The organism is Clostridium sp. 29_15 (assembly GCF_001916075.1).
GTDB classification, from domain to species: Bacteria; Bacillota; Clostridia; order Clostridiales; family Clostridiaceae; genus Clostridium; species Clostridium lentum.
Genome location: NZ_MNRT01000027.1, coordinates 1 through 15,889, shown reverse-complemented (window position 1 = coordinate 15,889; position 15,889 = coordinate 1). Strand labels below are relative to the sequence as shown.

Below are 15,889 nucleotides of genomic sequence, written 5' to 3'. Positions count from 1 at the left end.
AAACACCCCCCTTTTATATTACCATATTATGTAAAGATAAATTCAATAAAATCTTTTGAATTTTATTGAATTTTTTCTATTTTTAAAGAAATATTATAGAAATAAAAGTCATAATAGATTTATTCATAAAACAATCTATTATGACTTATTTGTCAAATATAACTATAATATTAAAAATTATTTTTTATCTCTTTAAAATACTCTAGCAACTTCATGAATATTCATTCCACTGTTAATTGCTAATATCAGCTTGATTCTTGCTTTTTGCCCTGGAAGAGTATCCCCAAATATAACGCCTAAATTCTTTAATTGCTTTCCTCCACCTTCATATCCATATGACTCAAAAACTCTTCCTTCAAAACATCTTGAAACTACTACCACTGGAATTTCAAGTTCAATAGCTTTTTTTATACCCTCTACCATCTTTGGTGGTACATTTCCCCTACCTAAAGCTTCTATTACTATTCCGCCGTAGCCCTTTTCAATCAAATAATCTATGTAGCTTGAATCCATATCTACAACACATTTTATAAGAGCAACCTGTTTTTCAATTTTTGAAACATCATATTTTTCTAAATGATTGGCATCTCTATAAAAAATAACATTATCATTATCAACAATACCTATTGGTCCAAAATTTGGTGTTCTAAAAGCATTAAGAGCCATTGAATTTGCTTTTGTAACTTCTGAAGCAGAGTTCAATTCTCCATTAAAGCAAACTAACACCCCTCTTCCTACAGCTTCATCAGAAATAGCTGTACAAATCGAAGTTGCTAAATTAAAAGGACCATCATATCCAAGTTCAGAACCACTTCTCATAGCCCCTGTAACCACTACTGGCTTTTTTGTTTTCACAGTAAGATCTAAAAGATAAGCAGTTTCTTCAAGAGTATCTGTTCCATGAGTTATTACAACACCATCTATATCATCTCTTTCAACAAGTTCCGTAGTAAATTTACTTAATTTAAGCATTGTTTCCAAAGTCATATGTGGTGATGGCATACTTGAAAAAGTATATGCTTCAATTTCTGCATAATCCTCTACTCCTGGAATCATAGACATAATTTCATCCGCAGACAGGCTTGGCACAGCTGCTTTTATCTTCTCATCTATTTTCATGGATATTGTTCCGCCATTAAATATTATTGCTATCTTTTTCATGTTCTTCCTCCATCTTATACTTTAGTTATCATAAATTTCATCTCTATATCAATCATACTTTGATTATTGGCAGGTCGGCTTGTCCTGCATCTCTGTTTACTGATAGAATTCATTATATCAGCGTATGAGGAGCCATTTCTCACCTCAAAAATCAAGCATTGCTAAATTTAAAATTATACTATTGTCTTAAATTAAATTATATATTTATATAATATAAAATTCAACCATTTTAATATCTTCTCTTATATCAATTAATTTTCTACTTTTAAGCTTACTATTAATTTTCTCTTCACTGATAGGATACATAGTTGCAACATATATATATTTTTTCTCTCTATCTATTTCAATACCTACAAGGATGCTCCTATACATCCTTTTTATTATTTGCACAGCAGTCTGTCCCCTTTTATTAGTATATACTCCTATATAATCTGGTTTTTCAATTATATCTCTCATCCACATTATGATGGTATCATTTGACCTTGTATTAAATTGCTTTCCATGCCTCTTATTAATATGCTTTAATACACCTGGAGAAGCATATATTATTCCAGTGAAATCTATACCTATCATATTGGCGATATGACTTTTTAAATATCCTACTCTTTTATAGGTACAAAATCTGCTATCCATAATATCCCTCTTAACTTTTTATATTAAGCACTTTATAGTATCTGCTTAATATATTTTATTCAATATAGGTATATTATTTACTACTTTTTAATCTTAATTTTATAAAATCAAATAATCTGCCACTTTATTTAAGCAACAGATTATTTATATACACTTTGCTATAAAATAATGCAGATTAATCCACCACTGCCTTCATTTATAATCTTCTGCAATGTTTTTTGAATTTTGGTCTGAACATCTTCTGGCATTTTATATAATTTATTTTGTAACCCTTCTTTGACCAATACTTCTAAAGATTTTCCAAACATATTGCTTTGCCATAATGATGCTGGATCCTTATCATACTGATCCATTAAAGCTTTTACTAATTCTTCACTTTCTTTTTCTGAACCCATTATAGGACTTATTTCTGTCTTTATATCAGCTTTAATAAAATGTAATGATGGTGCACTTGCTTTTAACTTCACGCCAAACTTACTACCCTGCTTAACTATCTCCGGCTCCTCAAATGACATTTCAGATAATTGTGGTGCTACAAGTCCATAGCCTGTTTCCTTAACATCTATCAATGCATCCTTTATCTTGTCATATTCCTTTTTAGCTGCATTTAATTCTTTTATTAATACTATTAAATCACTTTCTGATGATACATTAACATCACAATTTTCACTTAATACCTTATAGAATATGTCTTCACTAGGCTTTAAAAGCATTTTAGCTGTTCCATCCCCTAAATTAATTTGCTCTAAAGCAGACGATCCTAAATTTTCTGTATTTTTAGCTTCATTAAATATTGGTTTAATATCCTTAATCTTATTAATATTTTGACACATTCCCTTAATAATCTTAAAGAATTCTTTTTTCAACCAGTGATCAGGACTTAATTTTTCAATCCACACAGGCATATCTATATTTATCTCTTTAACTGGGAATTCAGTAAGTACTTGATTAAATAATTTTTCTATATCTTTTTCTGTCATATTAAATACATCCATAACCTGTACTGTTACGTCATATTTTTTTTCAAGATCATTTTTTAAGCTTTCTGTTTCAGGGGAATTTATGTTTTTAGTATTAAGTACAACTACAAAAGGCTTATTGATTGATTTAAGCTCTTCAACTACTCTTTCTTCAGCTTCCACATAATCTTCTCTTGCAAGGCCTGTGATACTTCCATCAGTAGTTACTAAAAGTCCTATAGTTGAATGATCTGTAATAACCTTTCTTGTTCCTATTTCAGCTGCATCTTCAAAAGGTATTTCATATTCATACCATGGGGTATTAACCATTTTAGGTTCCTCATCTTCTAAATATCCTAAAGCCCCTTTAACAATATATCCTACACAGTCAATTAATCTTACCTTAAATTTCACATCATCATCTATAGTTATTTCAATAGCTTCATTAGGTACAAACTTGGGTTCTGTAGTATGAATTGTTTTTCCTGATCCACTTTGTGGAAGTTCATCTTTAGCTCTTTCTTTTTTATAAGTATTATTTATCTTAGGTATTACCATGGTGTCCATAAATTTCTTGATGAATGTTGACTTCCCTGTCCTTACAGGACCAACAACACCTACATATATGTCGCCTTGAGTCCTTTCTGCAATGTCTCTGTATATGTTGAAACTATCCACAAGTATACCCCCTTTTATTTTTAACACTATATATATATTCTATTTTGAAAAAAAGTATACTGTTTTGTATTTTTTATTTAAAAAAACAGCTACAAAATTCAATGATTTTGTAGCTGTTTCATCTAATATGTTTCTGATTTCTTATCTCTTTGTAAAAGCATATTTACCATTTCTTTAGCATTCTTGCCCTTAAATAACACTTGGTATAATGCATCAGTAATTGGCATTTCAATACCCAATTCTTCTTTTAATTCATAGAATGCTTTGCATGCTTTAATGCCCTCAACAACCATACCTGTTTCTTCTACAGCTTCTTCCATAGTCTTTCCTGTACCAATAAGATAACCAGCTTTCCTATTTCTAGAATGTACACTTGTACAAGTTACTATTAAATCTCCCATACCTGTAAGACCTAAGAATGTTTCAATCTTTCCACCTAACTTTAGTCCCACTCTTACAATTTCAGCCATACCTCTTGTCATTAATGCTGCTTTTGTATTATCTCCATATCCAATACCATCACATACACCTGAAGCCAAAGCTATTACATTCTTTACAGCTCCACCTATTTCAACACCAATAATATCATCATTAGTATATACTCTAAATTCTGTAGTCATAAATAAATCTTGTACTTCTTCGGCATATTTCATATCATGTGATGTAGTTAATACTGTTGTTGGAATTCCAAAAGCTACTTCTTCAGCATGACTTGGACCTGAAAGGATAACTACTGGATTTGATAGTTCTTCTTCAATAACTTCCGCTAAAGTTTTATTTGTTCCTTCCTCTATTCCTTTTGCTATACATATTACAGGAACAGATTCTGGTATCTTTCCCTTAAGGCTATTTGATACCACTCTTATAACATGAGAAGGAACAGCTAAAACTACATATTCACATCCATTTAATGCAGCATCTTCATCATTATAAGCAATGACATTTTTAGGTATCTTTAAACCTTTAATATATTTATCGTTTTTCCCACTATTTATATCATTTACAACATTAATATCTCTATCAAAAATAGAAACATCATTTCCTTTGTTTGCTAATAAAATAGCTAGGGCAGTTCCAAAACTACCTCCACCTAAAAAAGCCACTTTACTCATAATTATTTATCCTTTCTTTCTCTATATTCAATTTGAATTCCAGTTCCACTGAAATCAAAGCTATCTCTTAATCTATTTTCTAAATATCTTTCATAAGAGAAGTGTCTTGCATTTACATCGTTAACAAAGAATACAAACTTTGGTGGCTTTGTAGCTACTTGTGTAGCATAATAAACCTTAAGTCTCTTTAATGCAACTACCGGAGGCTCTTTCATTAAGATTGCCTTACTTACTACATCGTTTAATATACCAGTTCCTATTCTCTTATTGTAGTTATCGTAACATTCTTTAGCTACTTCTAATACCTTATGTGTTCTTTGACCAGTTTTAGCTGATATAAATAAGTATTTTGCATAGCTTAAGAATTTTAAACTACTTGCAAGATCTTTCTTGTATATATCCATAGTTTTATCATCTTTTTCAATAAGGTCCCACTTATTTACTATAACCATTATTGCTTTTCCTAACTCATGAGCATAACCAATTATCTTTTCATCTTGCTCTGTAACACCTTCAGTTGCATCTATCATAAGTATACATACATCTGCTCTTTCTATGGCAGCATAAGTTCTAATAACTGAATATCTTTCAATTTCTTCTTTAACTTTGCTCTTTCTTCTAAGACCAGCAGTATCAATAAGAGTAAATTTACCAAATTCAGTTTCAAGCTTACTGTCTATGGCATCTCTTGTTGTGCCAGCAACATCTGAAACTATTAACCTTTCTTCACCTAATAATTTATTAATAAGAGAAGATTTTCCAACATTTGGTTTACCTATCATAGCAATTTTTATATCTTCTTCTTCATCTTCACCAGTTGATTCCTCTTCAAAATTTTCAACTACTCTATCAAGCATATCTCCAAGTCCTAATCCTTGAGATGCTGATATAGTTATTGGATCACCTATACCTAAATTATAGAATTCCCATGCATTATCTTCCTCTTTCAAAGAATCAACTTTATTAACAACAAGAACTATAGGCTTCTTGCTTTTTCTAAGCATTGTTGCAACTTCATGATCTGCTGCTGTAAGCCCTTCTTTACCATCAACTATAAATACTATTACATCAGCTGTTTCAATGGCTATATTTGCCTGCCTTCTCATTTGAGTTAAGATGATATCTTGGTTTTCTGGTTCAATCCCACCAGTATCAATCATTGTAAATGTATGACTTAGCCATTCTGCTTCTGCATACACTCTGTCTCTTGTAACACCTGGTGTATCTTGTACTATTGAAATTCTCTTTCCTGCTAATTTATTAAATAATGTAGATTTACCTACATTAGGTCTACCTACTATAGCTACTATTTGTTTTGCCACTATTTTTCCTCCTGACAAGCTTTATTTATTATATCAACTAAATCTTCACCTGTATGATCACATACAAGAACTTTTACATTTAGCGCTTTTTCAATTTCTTCTAATCTAGTATCATCAAGCATTATAAAGTCAGCTGGCGCTAGTTCATATCCTTTTCTAAACATGTTACTAGACATTATTAAATAATCGCTGCTTATTTTATCTTTAATTTGGTTAATAATATCTCTACCAGTTAAAAGTCCTGTTACTGTAATAGATTCGCCAAAAAAATTATTAGTTATTTTATATGTATCTATCTTGATATTATTATTAGCTTCCATAATTTTTGCAACTCCACTAGAAACTTCATTGTAAGCTAGCTTTCCTGTTGCTATACTAAAAGTTCCCTTTATATCTTTCTTTAAGTGTCCTATACTGTTATTGATTGATTCTCTAAAGCATCTAATCATACCTATTCCATCTTCAATTTGAGCGTACCCCTTATAGAATTCTTCATCTGGTACATCTATTCCTGCAACCAAATAGAATTCATCAGAAAATCTTACAAAAGGATCACCTATATCCTCCATAAACTTTTCTTGGAATTCCATAACCATTTCTAGTTCCTTTTTGGCTGTTTCCTCTGTAAAAGTCTTAACCTGCACTAATCCTTCTCTGTATTTAGTTACACCTATAGGTACTACTGCAATATTTTCTACTGCCGGATATAACTTATATAAGTCTTCTATTGTCTTTCTAAGCTCTTCACCATTATTTACTTCTGGAATAAGTACTATCTGACAATGCATTTCAATACCAGCATCACTTAGACGTTTAAGTCTTTCATAAACTCGCCCTGCAAACCTATTTCCAAGCATCTTAACCCTTAGTTCTGGATTTGTTGTATGTACAGAAATATTTATAGGACTGATTCTATATCTTATTATTCTCTCTATATCTTCATCCTTCATATTTGTTAATGTAACAAAGTTACCTTGTAAGAATGAAAGACGTGAATCATCATCCTTAAAATATATACTTTCTCTCATTCCCTTTGGATTTTGATCTATGAAACAGAACATGCATTTATTACTACATCTTTTGGCTTTATCCATTATTCCTCCGCCAAATTCTAATCCTATTTCTTCACCATAATCTTTTTCTATCTCATATTCCCAAACTTCTCCATCTGGTTTTTGAATTTCTAAAACTATCTCTTCATCTGCAGTTAAAAACCTGTAGTCAATAATATCAACTATCTTTTCTCCATTAATTGATAATAGAATATCATTTACTTCAATGCCGACTTCTTCAGCAATACTATCAGGCATTACACTAGTTACTACATTTTTCATATATTTCACTCCTATAATTACCTTTCTACTCTATGATATATTAACTCAATTATTATATTCAGTCAACAAACAACTTATTTTATCATATATTTCTACTATCTTTACTGTATTTTTATGTTGAATATTAATATAAATAATAAGAGAAGAGGTTTTCCCCTTCTCTTATTATTTACTCATTTAAATCAACATAATCGCCTTCTTTTGAAAAAATAATCCACTCACATATATTAGTTATGTGATCTCCCATTCTTTCTAAATACTTTGAGGCAAAAAGTATCTGTGTTCCTTTATTAATGAGATTTTCATCCTTGCTCATCTTCTTAATGACATCATTAAATAATTTACGGTAAATTACATCCACTTCATCATCAAGCTTACAAATTCTATAAGCCTCTTCTACATCACTATTAACAAAAGCTTCCACAGACATATTAATCATCTTGCTCAATATTTCAACCATGTTCCATAAGGGAATTTCAGCTTCTCCTAACGGATCTATTTCTATTCTTTTATTAATCTTGCATATATCTACTGCATAATCTGCTATTCTCTCTAAATCCGTTACAATTTTTGAAGCTGCAAACATCTTTCTTAAATCAGATGCCATTGGTGATTGTGTTGCCATATATATTAAACATTTTTCTTCAATTCTCTTGTTTAATGCATCAACCTTATCATCATTTTTAATAACCTTTTCTGATAATTCTACATCATGATTTTTTAAAGCATTTATAGAATCATAAATCTGCTTTTCAACAAGACTTCCCATTTCAGCAAGTTCTGATATTAAGCTTTTAAGGCGCTTATCTAAAATATTTCTTGTCATATAGCATATCCTCCTAATATTTTATCCAAATCTTCCTGTTATATAATCTTCCGTTCTCTTATCTTTTGGTTTATAGAAGATATCGCTAGTATCTCCGTACTCTACTACCTCTCCACTTAAGAAAAATGCTGTCTTATCAGCAATTCTTCCAGCTTGTTGCATATTATGAGTAACAATGACAACTGTATATTCTTTTTTAAGCTCATACATCAACTCTTCCATCTTTATAGTTGATATTGGATCTAAAGCTGATGTTGGTTCATCCATTAGTATTATTTCTGGTGAAACAGCAATAGTTCTTGCTATGCATAATCTTTGTTGCTGACCACCTGATAATCCTAATGCACTTTTCTTTAATCTGTCCTTAACTTCCTCCCAAAGTGCAGCACCCATTAAACTTTTTTCTACAATTTCATCTAAAGTCTCCTTATCTTTAACACCATGAATTCTTGACCCATAAGCTACATTATCATAAATTGACATTGGAAATGGATTTGGTTTTTGAAAGACCATACCAACCTTTTTTCTTAAATCTATTTCATCAATGTCTTTATATATATTTTTACCACCAATAATTATTTCACCAGTAATCTTAACATTATCAATTAAATCATTCATTCTATTTAAAGTTCTTAAAAATGTTGATTTTCCACATCCTGATGGTCCAATCAAAGCTGTAACTTTTTTTGATTCTATATCTAAATTTATATTTTTAAGAGCTTTATTATCTCCATAAAATAATTCTAAATTTTTTACCTGTATTTCAGGCACTTTACCACTTGTCATACTTTCACCTCTAAAAACTACTAATAATTAGCCTGGTTAAACTTCTTTGTTATAATCTTAGCTATACTATTTAACAATAATATAATAACAATTAATACAATTCCTACTGCTGCAGCTTCTGCAATATCTCCAGCTTCTTGTTCTACTAAAAATGAGTGGACAGTAAGAGTTCTTCCACTTGAAAAAATTCCTTTAGGCATTTTCGCAACACTTCCTGCTGTAAGTAATATAGCTGCTGATTCTCCAACTACACGCCCTATGGAAAGTATTATCCCTGATAATATCCCAGGAATAGCACTTGGAAGAATTACTTTGTAAAGTGTTTGAAATTTTGTAGCTCCAAGCCCTAGCGAAGCTTCTCTATACGATGTTGATACTACTTTTAAAGCCTCTTCTGTAGTACGTATTATTACAGGTAAAATAATAATTGAAACAGTAAGTGCACCTGATAATAATGAATAACCAAATTTTAAAAAACCTACAAAAAATATTGCTCCAAAAAGGCCATATACTATTGAAGGTATTCCTGAAAGCGATTCTGTACAGAATCTTATTATTTTAACCACTTTTCCTTGTTTTGCATACTCTTGTAAATAAACTGCTGCTAGTACTCCAATTGGTGTTGCTACTAAAATTGATATTCCAACTACATATAATGTGGAAACTATCATCGGCATAATTCCTCCATCACCGGAAGCAGAATATTCGCTTAAAATAAATGTAGGAGTAATTTCCTTATATCCTTTAATAAAGATAAAACCTAATATAAACACTAAAATTCCAACTGTAAAAATAGCTGATAAATATAATAATATTTTTAATATATTTTCTTTAAATTTCCTCATAGTTATTTACCTTCCTTATTAGAAAGCTTTGCTATTACTAAGTTTAATATCAAGATAAATATAAATAACACAACTCCTGTAGCAAAAAGCATTTCTTGATGTGTTCCATAAGCATATCCCATCTCTAAAGCTATATTACTTGTTAAAGGCCTTACTCCGTCAAATATTGACGTTGGAATATTAGCTGAATTTCCTGCCACTAAAATTATTGCCATTGTTTCTCCTACAGCTCTACCAACCCCTAGGATAACCGCTGCTAAAATACCTGATTTAGCTGCTGGAACTACAACCTTAAATGTAGTTTCAATATGTGATGCTCCTAAAGCTAATGATCCTTCCTTATAGCTTTTTGGTACAGCTCTTATAGCTGTAGTAGCCACTGAAATTATTGTAGGTAACATCATTATTGCTAAAACAATTATTACTGCTAATAAACTCTGACCTTTAGGTAAGTTAAATGTATTCTTAATCCAAGGTACAATTATTGCAAGTCCAAAAACTCCATACAATACTGAAGGTATTCCAGCTAATAATTCTACAGCTGGTACAATTATACTAGCTACTTTCTTAGGTGCAATTTCAGAAATAAAAATTGATGTTAATAAACCAATAGGTACACCAATAAGCAAAGCTCCTATTGTTCCTAATATAGTTGCAATAATCATTGGTAATATGCCAAATTTACTGGAACTTGGATACCAATCTATTCCTGTAATAAATCCAACAAAGGAATACCCTTCTGCAAAAAATGGTCTTAACCCTTTGTAAAATACAAATCCCATTATTAACAGCAAACTAAATACCGCAATTAACGCACTTAGTAAAAATATCCACTTTGAACCTTTGTCAACAGCTTTTTTCATATTAAAAGTTTTAACAGATTCAACTTTTCTATCTACTATATATTCTTCACTATTCTTTTTATTTATATTTTGCATTTTACTCCTCCAAAGCTAGTGGCTAAAAACAAAATTAAGTCACCTAGGATTTATTTTTTCTAATAAAGATGCTTATCTTAAGCACCTTTATTTACATCCCCATTTTAGTTATTATTAATCAATTGTTATTAATTTGTTATCTTCAACGATTTGTTGCCCTTCTTCACTAGTAATATAATCTATTAATTTTTGAGAATCTTCTGTAATATACTGCTCATTTGTGACAGCTAGGAAAGGTCTTGATAGTGCATATGAACCTGCTTTAACATTTGCTGCCGTTGGCTCTATCCCATTAACATTTATTGATGATATTGCGTCATCTACGTATTCAAATGAAACAAATCCAATGGCATTTTCGTTAGTAGAAACAGTTGTCTTAACGTCACCATTTCCTTTAGATATAATAGCATCTTTTACTAGTTCTTCTTCGCTATATTCAACACCTTCTTCAAATGCTGTTCTAGTTCCTGAACCTGCTTCTCTTGAAACTACAACTATTGGTGCATTACTTCCTCCTACTTCGCTCCAATTAGTAATCTTCCCTGTAAATATATCTCTTATTTGACCTATAGTTAATTCTTTTACTGAATTACCAGTGTTAGTAATTACAGCAACTCCATCATATGCTAACACTGTAGCTTTAACCTTTGCAGCTTCTTCATCTTTTAAATTTCTTGAAGACATCCCGATTTGAGAAATTCCATCCATAGCATCTTTAATACCAGCAGATGATCCTGTTTGATTAATCTCAATTGATATGTTGGAATTTTCTTCTTCGTATTTTTCTGCTATTTTTTCCATTAGTGGCCCCACTGAAGTTGATCCTGAAACTGTAATTGTAACTGTTCCGTCATTTGAAGTTGAATTATTTCCGCAACCTGTGAAAACCGCTCCTATCATTGCTATTATCATTGCTCCTGCTAATAATTTAATCTTTTTTATTTTCATCTCTATATCCTCCATAAATACAAGTTATATATATTATTGATTTCTTTCCTTGAATTACTTTATACATTAATATTATTATTTAAAAGTTAACTCAATATTATGCAATTGTTAAAAGAACATCTTATTTTGTTAAAAACATATTAAATTTAATAAAAAAGGAATATTGAAAATATTCAAGATTCCTTTTTTATTTATTCACAATATACATTTTTACTAATCACCGTAAATTTGCTTCCTTTACCAACTTCTGATTCAACAAATATTTCACCATTAAATAATTTAACAATATGTTTTACTATAGCTAGTCCTAAACCTGTACTCTTTGATGTTCTAGATTTATCAACAATATAAAATCTTTCAAATATTCTAGGTAGGTCTTCTTTAGGTATTCCAATCCCATCATCCTTAACCATTAAAACAAATTTATCCTTACTTTTATTAGTAAATATTTTTACATTTCCATTTTCATTAGAATACTTTATACTGTTAGTTGTTAAATTTAACACCACTTGATAAAACTTATCTTTATCTCCCACAAGTAATCCATTAAACTTTTTTTCAACCTCAATAGATATATTCTTCTTAGCAGCTTCTTTCTTTATCATGTTTATAACATCCTCAACCACTTCATTAGGATTGAATTTTTCATTAGAAAGCTTATTCATATTTTCAATATTAGATAAAATTAATATATCATCAATCAGCAGTGTCAATCTATCAGTTTCTTTATCTATTATATCTAAGAATTTATTTTTAGTATTTTCGTCATCAACTATCCTCAGTGTCTCTGAAAATCCCTTAATAGATGTAAGAGGTGTTTTTAACTCATGTGATACATTTGCTACAAATTGACTTCTCATATTTTCTAGCCTCTTTATATCAGTAATATCTTGTATGGAAATAACAATACCGATTTCACTTCCTCGTTGACCAATAATTGGTGCCTTCTTCACCTTTATTTCTCTTTCAAATGGATGGAATAACTTAATTTCTTTTGCATCAATATCCATTACATCTCTTATAAAGCTTAAAAAATCATGATCAATAATATAATTAGAAATATTTTTACCAATAATATCTTCACCAATACCGAAAAGACTCTTTGCATATGGATTAATTAGCATAACTTTACCAGCTGCCGTAATGGCTATAACACCACTTTCCATACTTTCAAGTATAGCTTCTAATTTATTTTGTTTATCTAAAGAATCACTAATCTTAATCTCTAACATATCAGCCATTTCATTAAAGGTCTTAGCCAGTGAACCTATTTCGTCATTATAATATATGACAGCTCGCTTATTTAAATCTCCATTAGCTATCTTTTGGGTTACTTCCTCCAGTTCCCTAACAGGTTGTACAATTATCTTCACCAGTTTTTCACAAAGTACTATTGATATAACTACTACTCCTATGATAATAAGAAGAAAATACTTACTACTTTTACTTGTAATTAATTTGGTATCGCTCATTTGTGCCGAAGTCCTTATAACCGTATTATCATCAATCCTAGTAGCGTAATAGACCAAATCCTTACCTACCGTATCACTAAACCTTACTAATGAGCTTACCCCTTTATCAAATGCTTCTACTACCTCTTCTCTATTAACATGATTATCTATTATTTCACCAAGGCTGTCATATAGTACCTGTCCTTCTTTATCTATGATACTTACTCTTATTTCTTGGTTATTTATTTTATATTCACTAAAATCATCATTTCCTTTTTGCAAATCATAGGTTATAAGCTTATTATAAAGTGATAAAATCTCCTTTGTTCTATCCACTTCCTTAATATTAACTACTGCAAAAAAAACACTACTTAATATGGCAATTGCAAATACTACTGTTATTAAAATAGATGCTATTATCCTCTTCTTCATTGTTATACATGAGGGTTAAATCTATACCCAACCCCCCTTATAGTCTCAATAAATTTTGGATTTTTATCATCTTTTTCAACCTTCTTACGCAAATACCTTATATGAACATCTACCGTCCTGCTTTCTCCAATGTATTCGTATCCCCATATCTTATCTAATAGCATTTCTCTAGTTAATATCTTCCCTCTATTTTTAACTAATACTTCTAAGAGTTCAAATTCCTTTAATGTCAATTCTATTTTTTCACCAGCACATATTACCGAGTGATTTTCAAAATCTGCTTCAATATCACCAAAAACAAACTTTTCACTGCTCTCATCACTCTTTGTATATCTACGCAGTACAGCTTTTACTCTTGCCATTACTCCTTAGCTCTCTGCAAACATCATAACCATCCTTACCAGGAAGCATCAAATCAAGCAAAATTAAATCTGGCACTTCATTAATTGCATTCTTTACTGCATCATCACCATCACTTGCTTCTATAACATCATATCCTGCTGCATCAAGATTATATCTAATAAGCTCTAATATATGCTCTTCATCATCTACCACTAATATTTTCCCCTTAGCCATCTCTCTTCCCTCACTTACTCTTTAATATATACAAATGAAAACAGTCGTCCATAAGCTCCATTGCTTTTCCTATAAGAGTGTAGCTTGATTTCTTTTTCACAGTTTGTACAAATTCCTAACGAATTTATATTTTCTTCTAATACTCCACTATTTATTAAATCATTATTAATACATTCTTCCAAACTTAAATTTCTTCCATCAAAGAGTTTACCATCTTCTATACCAAACCTCTCACTAAACTGTTCTTTTAGTTCTTCTGATACTTCATAACAGCACTTTCTAATATGAGGTCCTATATATACAACTAATTTTTCTACCTTACTATTATACTCTTCTTTCATTCTTAAAATAGTTTCACTTACTATAGATAAAAATGTACCTTTCCACCCACTGTGAATAGCTGCAATAGCCTTATTTTCTTCATCTACAAGTATTATAGGCACACAATCAGCTGTAAATACCCCTATGATTGTTTTTTCTTCATTAGTAATAAGTGCATCACCTTCATTTTCTTTAAAGTCCTTATCTCCTTTTCTATATGTATATACCTTATTACTATGAATTTGTTTTAAGTATTCTACATTTTCACTATGAAACTTAGCAATTAGTGATTCTAATTCCCTTACACCATCTTCTGTATTCCTATTAAAGTTTTTATTATTTTCTGCTGTAGAAAATACTATTTCAATTTTTCCTTGCTGGAACTTTATAAAATCATTTCCTTTTTCAAAGTAATTTAAATGCAAATAATTCATTGTACACCTCATGCTTAATACTAATTTTATTAACTAATAGTATAATTTTAAACTTATCATTACAATCCTACAACTTATTTTAACTTTACACAGCAAAAAATTGCCTTAAAAAAACCAAAGGCAACTTCTAAATATATATTTATTTTATCATAAGCCTAGTTATCTCTTCTAAGAAAGTATTTATATCTTTAAACTGCCTGTAAACTGATGCGAATCTTACATACGATATCTCATCAATTTCTTTCAATCTCTTCATAACCATTTCGCCAATCTTTTCTGATTCTATTTCAGTTAACATATTATTTGATATCTTCTTTTCAATTTCTTCAGCAATTTCTTCAATTTGCTTTCTTGAAACTGGTCTTTTCTGGCATGCAATAATAAGACCATTAACTATCTTTTCCTTATTGAAGTTTTCCCTTGTTAAATCTCTCTTAACAACTAATATAGGAATATCCTCTATCTTTTCATATGTAGTATACCTTTTGTTACATTTAGTACACTCTCTTCTTCTTCTTATTGTTGTATTATCATCTGTTGATCTGGAATCTACTACTTTGCTTTCATCATTAAAACAAAAAGGACACTTCATATTCTCTCCGCCTTTCACTTTTGTAATATACTCTCTTAATTATATAATTTTTCACAGCAATTTACTAGACATTATTTTCTTTAAACTCTTCTATGATACTCGATGCATCTACTATTAATACATCTACTCCAATCTTCACAATCTTATCCCATGCAAGCTCTATATCATCTGCTTTATTGAACCATGATTTCACAGGTGATGGTAAAAAAATAGAAACTATCTTTTTAGTGTTTATATCAACTTTAAAATCCTTAACATAACCAATTTTACTGCCTGTACTTATATCAATTACCTCCATATTTCTAATGGCATTTAAAGAATATAATACTTCATCTTCCAAAATCTAATACACACCCCTTTTACAATCTATATATTTAATTAATATGTATATTTACTATTTAATATACTTGATAGAGGTTCTTTGCTACAAATTTGCTTTTTCTCATAAAAAAGTGGCTTTCGCCACGCTCCCTTCGGGAATTTAATTTTAAGTATTCTAAAAGGCATAGAACTAACATCGGTTCTATGCTATATTTTTCCT

Annotated in this window: 15 protein-coding genes and 1 pseudogene; all 16 read right to left on the bottom strand. The window is 30.2% G+C overall.

Annotated features, from left to right (window positions below; translation table 11 throughout):
- Positions 1–192: 192 nt before the first annotated feature.
- The gene (locus tag BHW04_RS05760; RefSeq protein WP_022212285.1) at positions 193–1,161 is read right to left on the bottom strand and encodes an asparaginase; all 969 of its coding nucleotides are present in this window, start codon (positions 1,159–1,161) and stop codon (positions 193–195) included.
- A 204-nt stretch (positions 1,162–1,365) separates the two neighbouring features.
- Positions 1,366–1,794, bottom strand: coding sequence for a PBECR2 nuclease fold domain-containing protein (locus BHW04_RS05755; protein WP_022212284.1), 429 nt, complete (start codon positions 1,792–1,794; stop codon positions 1,366–1,368).
- Between the two features lie 158 nt (positions 1,795–1,952).
- Positions 1,953–3,431 (bottom strand): stage IV sporulation protein A, encoded by a 1,479-nt coding sequence (gene spoIVA, locus BHW04_RS05750; RefSeq protein ID WP_186834937.1) that lies wholly within the window; start codon positions 3,429–3,431, stop codon positions 1,953–1,955.
- A gap of 122 nt (positions 3,432–3,553) precedes the next feature.
- On the bottom strand, positions 3,554–4,543 hold the full coding sequence (locus BHW04_RS05745; protein WP_022212282.1) for an NAD(P)H-dependent glycerol-3-phosphate dehydrogenase: 990 nt from the start codon (positions 4,541–4,543) through the stop codon (positions 3,554–3,556).
- 2 nt (positions 4,544–4,545) lie between these two features.
- A complete protein-coding gene (der, locus tag BHW04_RS05740; protein WP_022212281.1) occupies positions 4,546–5,865 on the bottom strand; it encodes a ribosome biogenesis GTPase Der in 1,320 nt (439 codons plus the stop codon).
- Positions 5,865–7,199: a DUF512 domain-containing protein gene (locus BHW04_RS05735; RefSeq protein WP_022212280.1), complete on the bottom strand. Its 1,335-nt coding sequence runs from the start codon at positions 7,197–7,199 to the stop codon at positions 5,865–5,867. The genes der and BHW04_RS05735 overlap by 1 nt, the downstream gene beginning before the upstream one ends.
- Before the next feature lie 169 nt (positions 7,200–7,368).
- Complete coding sequence (gene phoU / locus BHW04_RS05730) at positions 7,369–8,025, bottom strand: phosphate signaling complex protein PhoU (protein WP_022212279.1); 657 nt, start codon at positions 8,023–8,025, stop codon at positions 7,369–7,371.
- Positions 8,026–8,046: 21 nt separating this feature from the next.
- Positions 8,047–8,811 carry a phosphate ABC transporter ATP-binding protein PstB gene (gene pstB, locus BHW04_RS05725; protein WP_022212278.1) on the bottom strand — a complete coding sequence of 255 codons (765 nt, stop codon included), beginning with the start codon at positions 8,809–8,811 and terminating at the stop codon, positions 8,047–8,049.
- Between the two features lie 20 nt (positions 8,812–8,831).
- Positions 8,832–9,656, bottom strand: a complete 825-nt coding sequence (pstA, locus tag BHW04_RS05720; RefSeq protein ID WP_022212277.1) for a phosphate ABC transporter permease PstA — start codon at positions 9,654–9,656, stop codon at positions 8,832–8,834.
- Between the two features lie 2 nt (positions 9,657–9,658).
- Entirely contained in the window at positions 9,659–10,519 is an 861-nt protein-coding gene (pstC, locus tag BHW04_RS05715; RefSeq protein ID WP_243166588.1) for a phosphate ABC transporter permease subunit PstC, read from the bottom strand.
- Positions 10,520–10,708: 189 nt separating this feature from the next.
- On the bottom strand, positions 10,709–11,542 hold the full coding sequence (locus tag BHW04_RS05710; RefSeq protein WP_302699159.1) for a phosphate ABC transporter substrate-binding protein: 834 nt from the start codon (positions 11,540–11,542) through the stop codon (positions 10,709–10,711).
- A 191-nt stretch (positions 11,543–11,733) separates the two neighbouring features.
- Positions 11,734–13,425 (bottom strand): sensor histidine kinase, encoded by a 1,692-nt coding sequence (locus tag BHW04_RS05705; protein WP_186834942.1) that lies wholly within the window; start codon positions 13,423–13,425, stop codon positions 11,734–11,736.
- Positions 13,426–13,427: 2 nt separating this feature from the next.
- Positions 13,428–14,001 (bottom strand): annotated as a pseudogene (locus BHW04_RS05700) (winged helix-turn-helix domain-containing protein).
- Between the two features lie 14 nt (positions 14,002–14,015).
- Positions 14,016–14,756, bottom strand: coding sequence for a peptidoglycan editing factor PgeF (gene pgeF, locus BHW04_RS05695; protein ID WP_022212272.1), 741 nt, complete (start codon positions 14,754–14,756; stop codon positions 14,016–14,018).
- 139 nt (positions 14,757–14,895) lie between these two features.
- The gene (gene nrdR / locus BHW04_RS05690) at positions 14,896–15,348 is read right to left on the bottom strand and encodes a transcriptional regulator NrdR (protein WP_022212271.1); all 453 of its coding nucleotides are present in this window, start codon (positions 15,346–15,348) and stop codon (positions 14,896–14,898) included.
- A gap of 64 nt (positions 15,349–15,412) precedes the next feature.
- Complete coding sequence (locus BHW04_RS05685; RefSeq protein ID WP_022212270.1) at positions 15,413–15,688, bottom strand: YlmC/YmxH family sporulation protein; 276 nt, start codon at positions 15,686–15,688, stop codon at positions 15,413–15,415.
- Between the last annotated feature and the right edge of the window lie 201 nt (positions 15,689–15,889).

Coding starts and splice junctions, on each gene's coding strand:
- BHW04_RS05760 (WP_022212285.1), bottom strand. CDS start 1,161: ATGAAAAAGATAGCAATAATATTTAATGGCGGAACAATATCCATGAAA.
- BHW04_RS05755 (WP_022212284.1), bottom strand. CDS start 1,794: ATGGATAGCAGATTTTGTACCTATAAAAGAGTAGGATATTTAAAAAGT.
- BHW04_RS05745 (WP_022212282.1), bottom strand. CDS start 4,543: ATGAGTAAAGTGGCTTTTTTAGGTGGAGGTAGTTTTGGAACTGCCCTA.
- BHW04_RS05735 (WP_022212280.1), bottom strand. CDS start 7,199: ATGAAAAATGTAGTAACTAGTGTAATGCCTGATAGTATTGCTGAAGAA.
- phoU (WP_022212279.1), bottom strand. CDS start 8,025: ATGACAAGAAATATTTTAGATAAGCGCCTTAAAAGCTTAATATCAGAA.
- pstB (WP_022212278.1), bottom strand. CDS start 8,811: ATGACAAGTGGTAAAGTGCCTGAAATACAGGTAAAAAATTTAGAATTA.
- pstA (WP_022212277.1), bottom strand. CDS start 9,656: ATGAGGAAATTTAAAGAAAATATATTAAAAATATTATTATATTTATCA.
- pstC (WP_243166588.1), bottom strand. CDS start 10,519: ATGAAAAAAGCTGTTGACAAAGGTTCAAAGTGGATATTTTTACTAAGT.
- BHW04_RS05710 (WP_302699159.1), bottom strand. CDS start 11,542: ATGAAAATAAAAAAGATTAAATTATTAGCAGGAGCAATGATAATAGCA.
- BHW04_RS05705 (WP_186834942.1), bottom strand. CDS start 13,425: ATGAAGAAGAGGATAATAGCATCTATTTTAATAACAGTAGTATTTGCA.
- pgeF (WP_022212272.1), bottom strand. CDS start 14,756: ATGAATTATTTGCATTTAAATTACTTTGAAAAAGGAAATGATTTTATA.
- nrdR (WP_022212271.1), bottom strand. CDS start 15,348: ATGAAGTGTCCTTTTTGTTTTAATGATGAAAGCAAAGTAGTAGATTCC.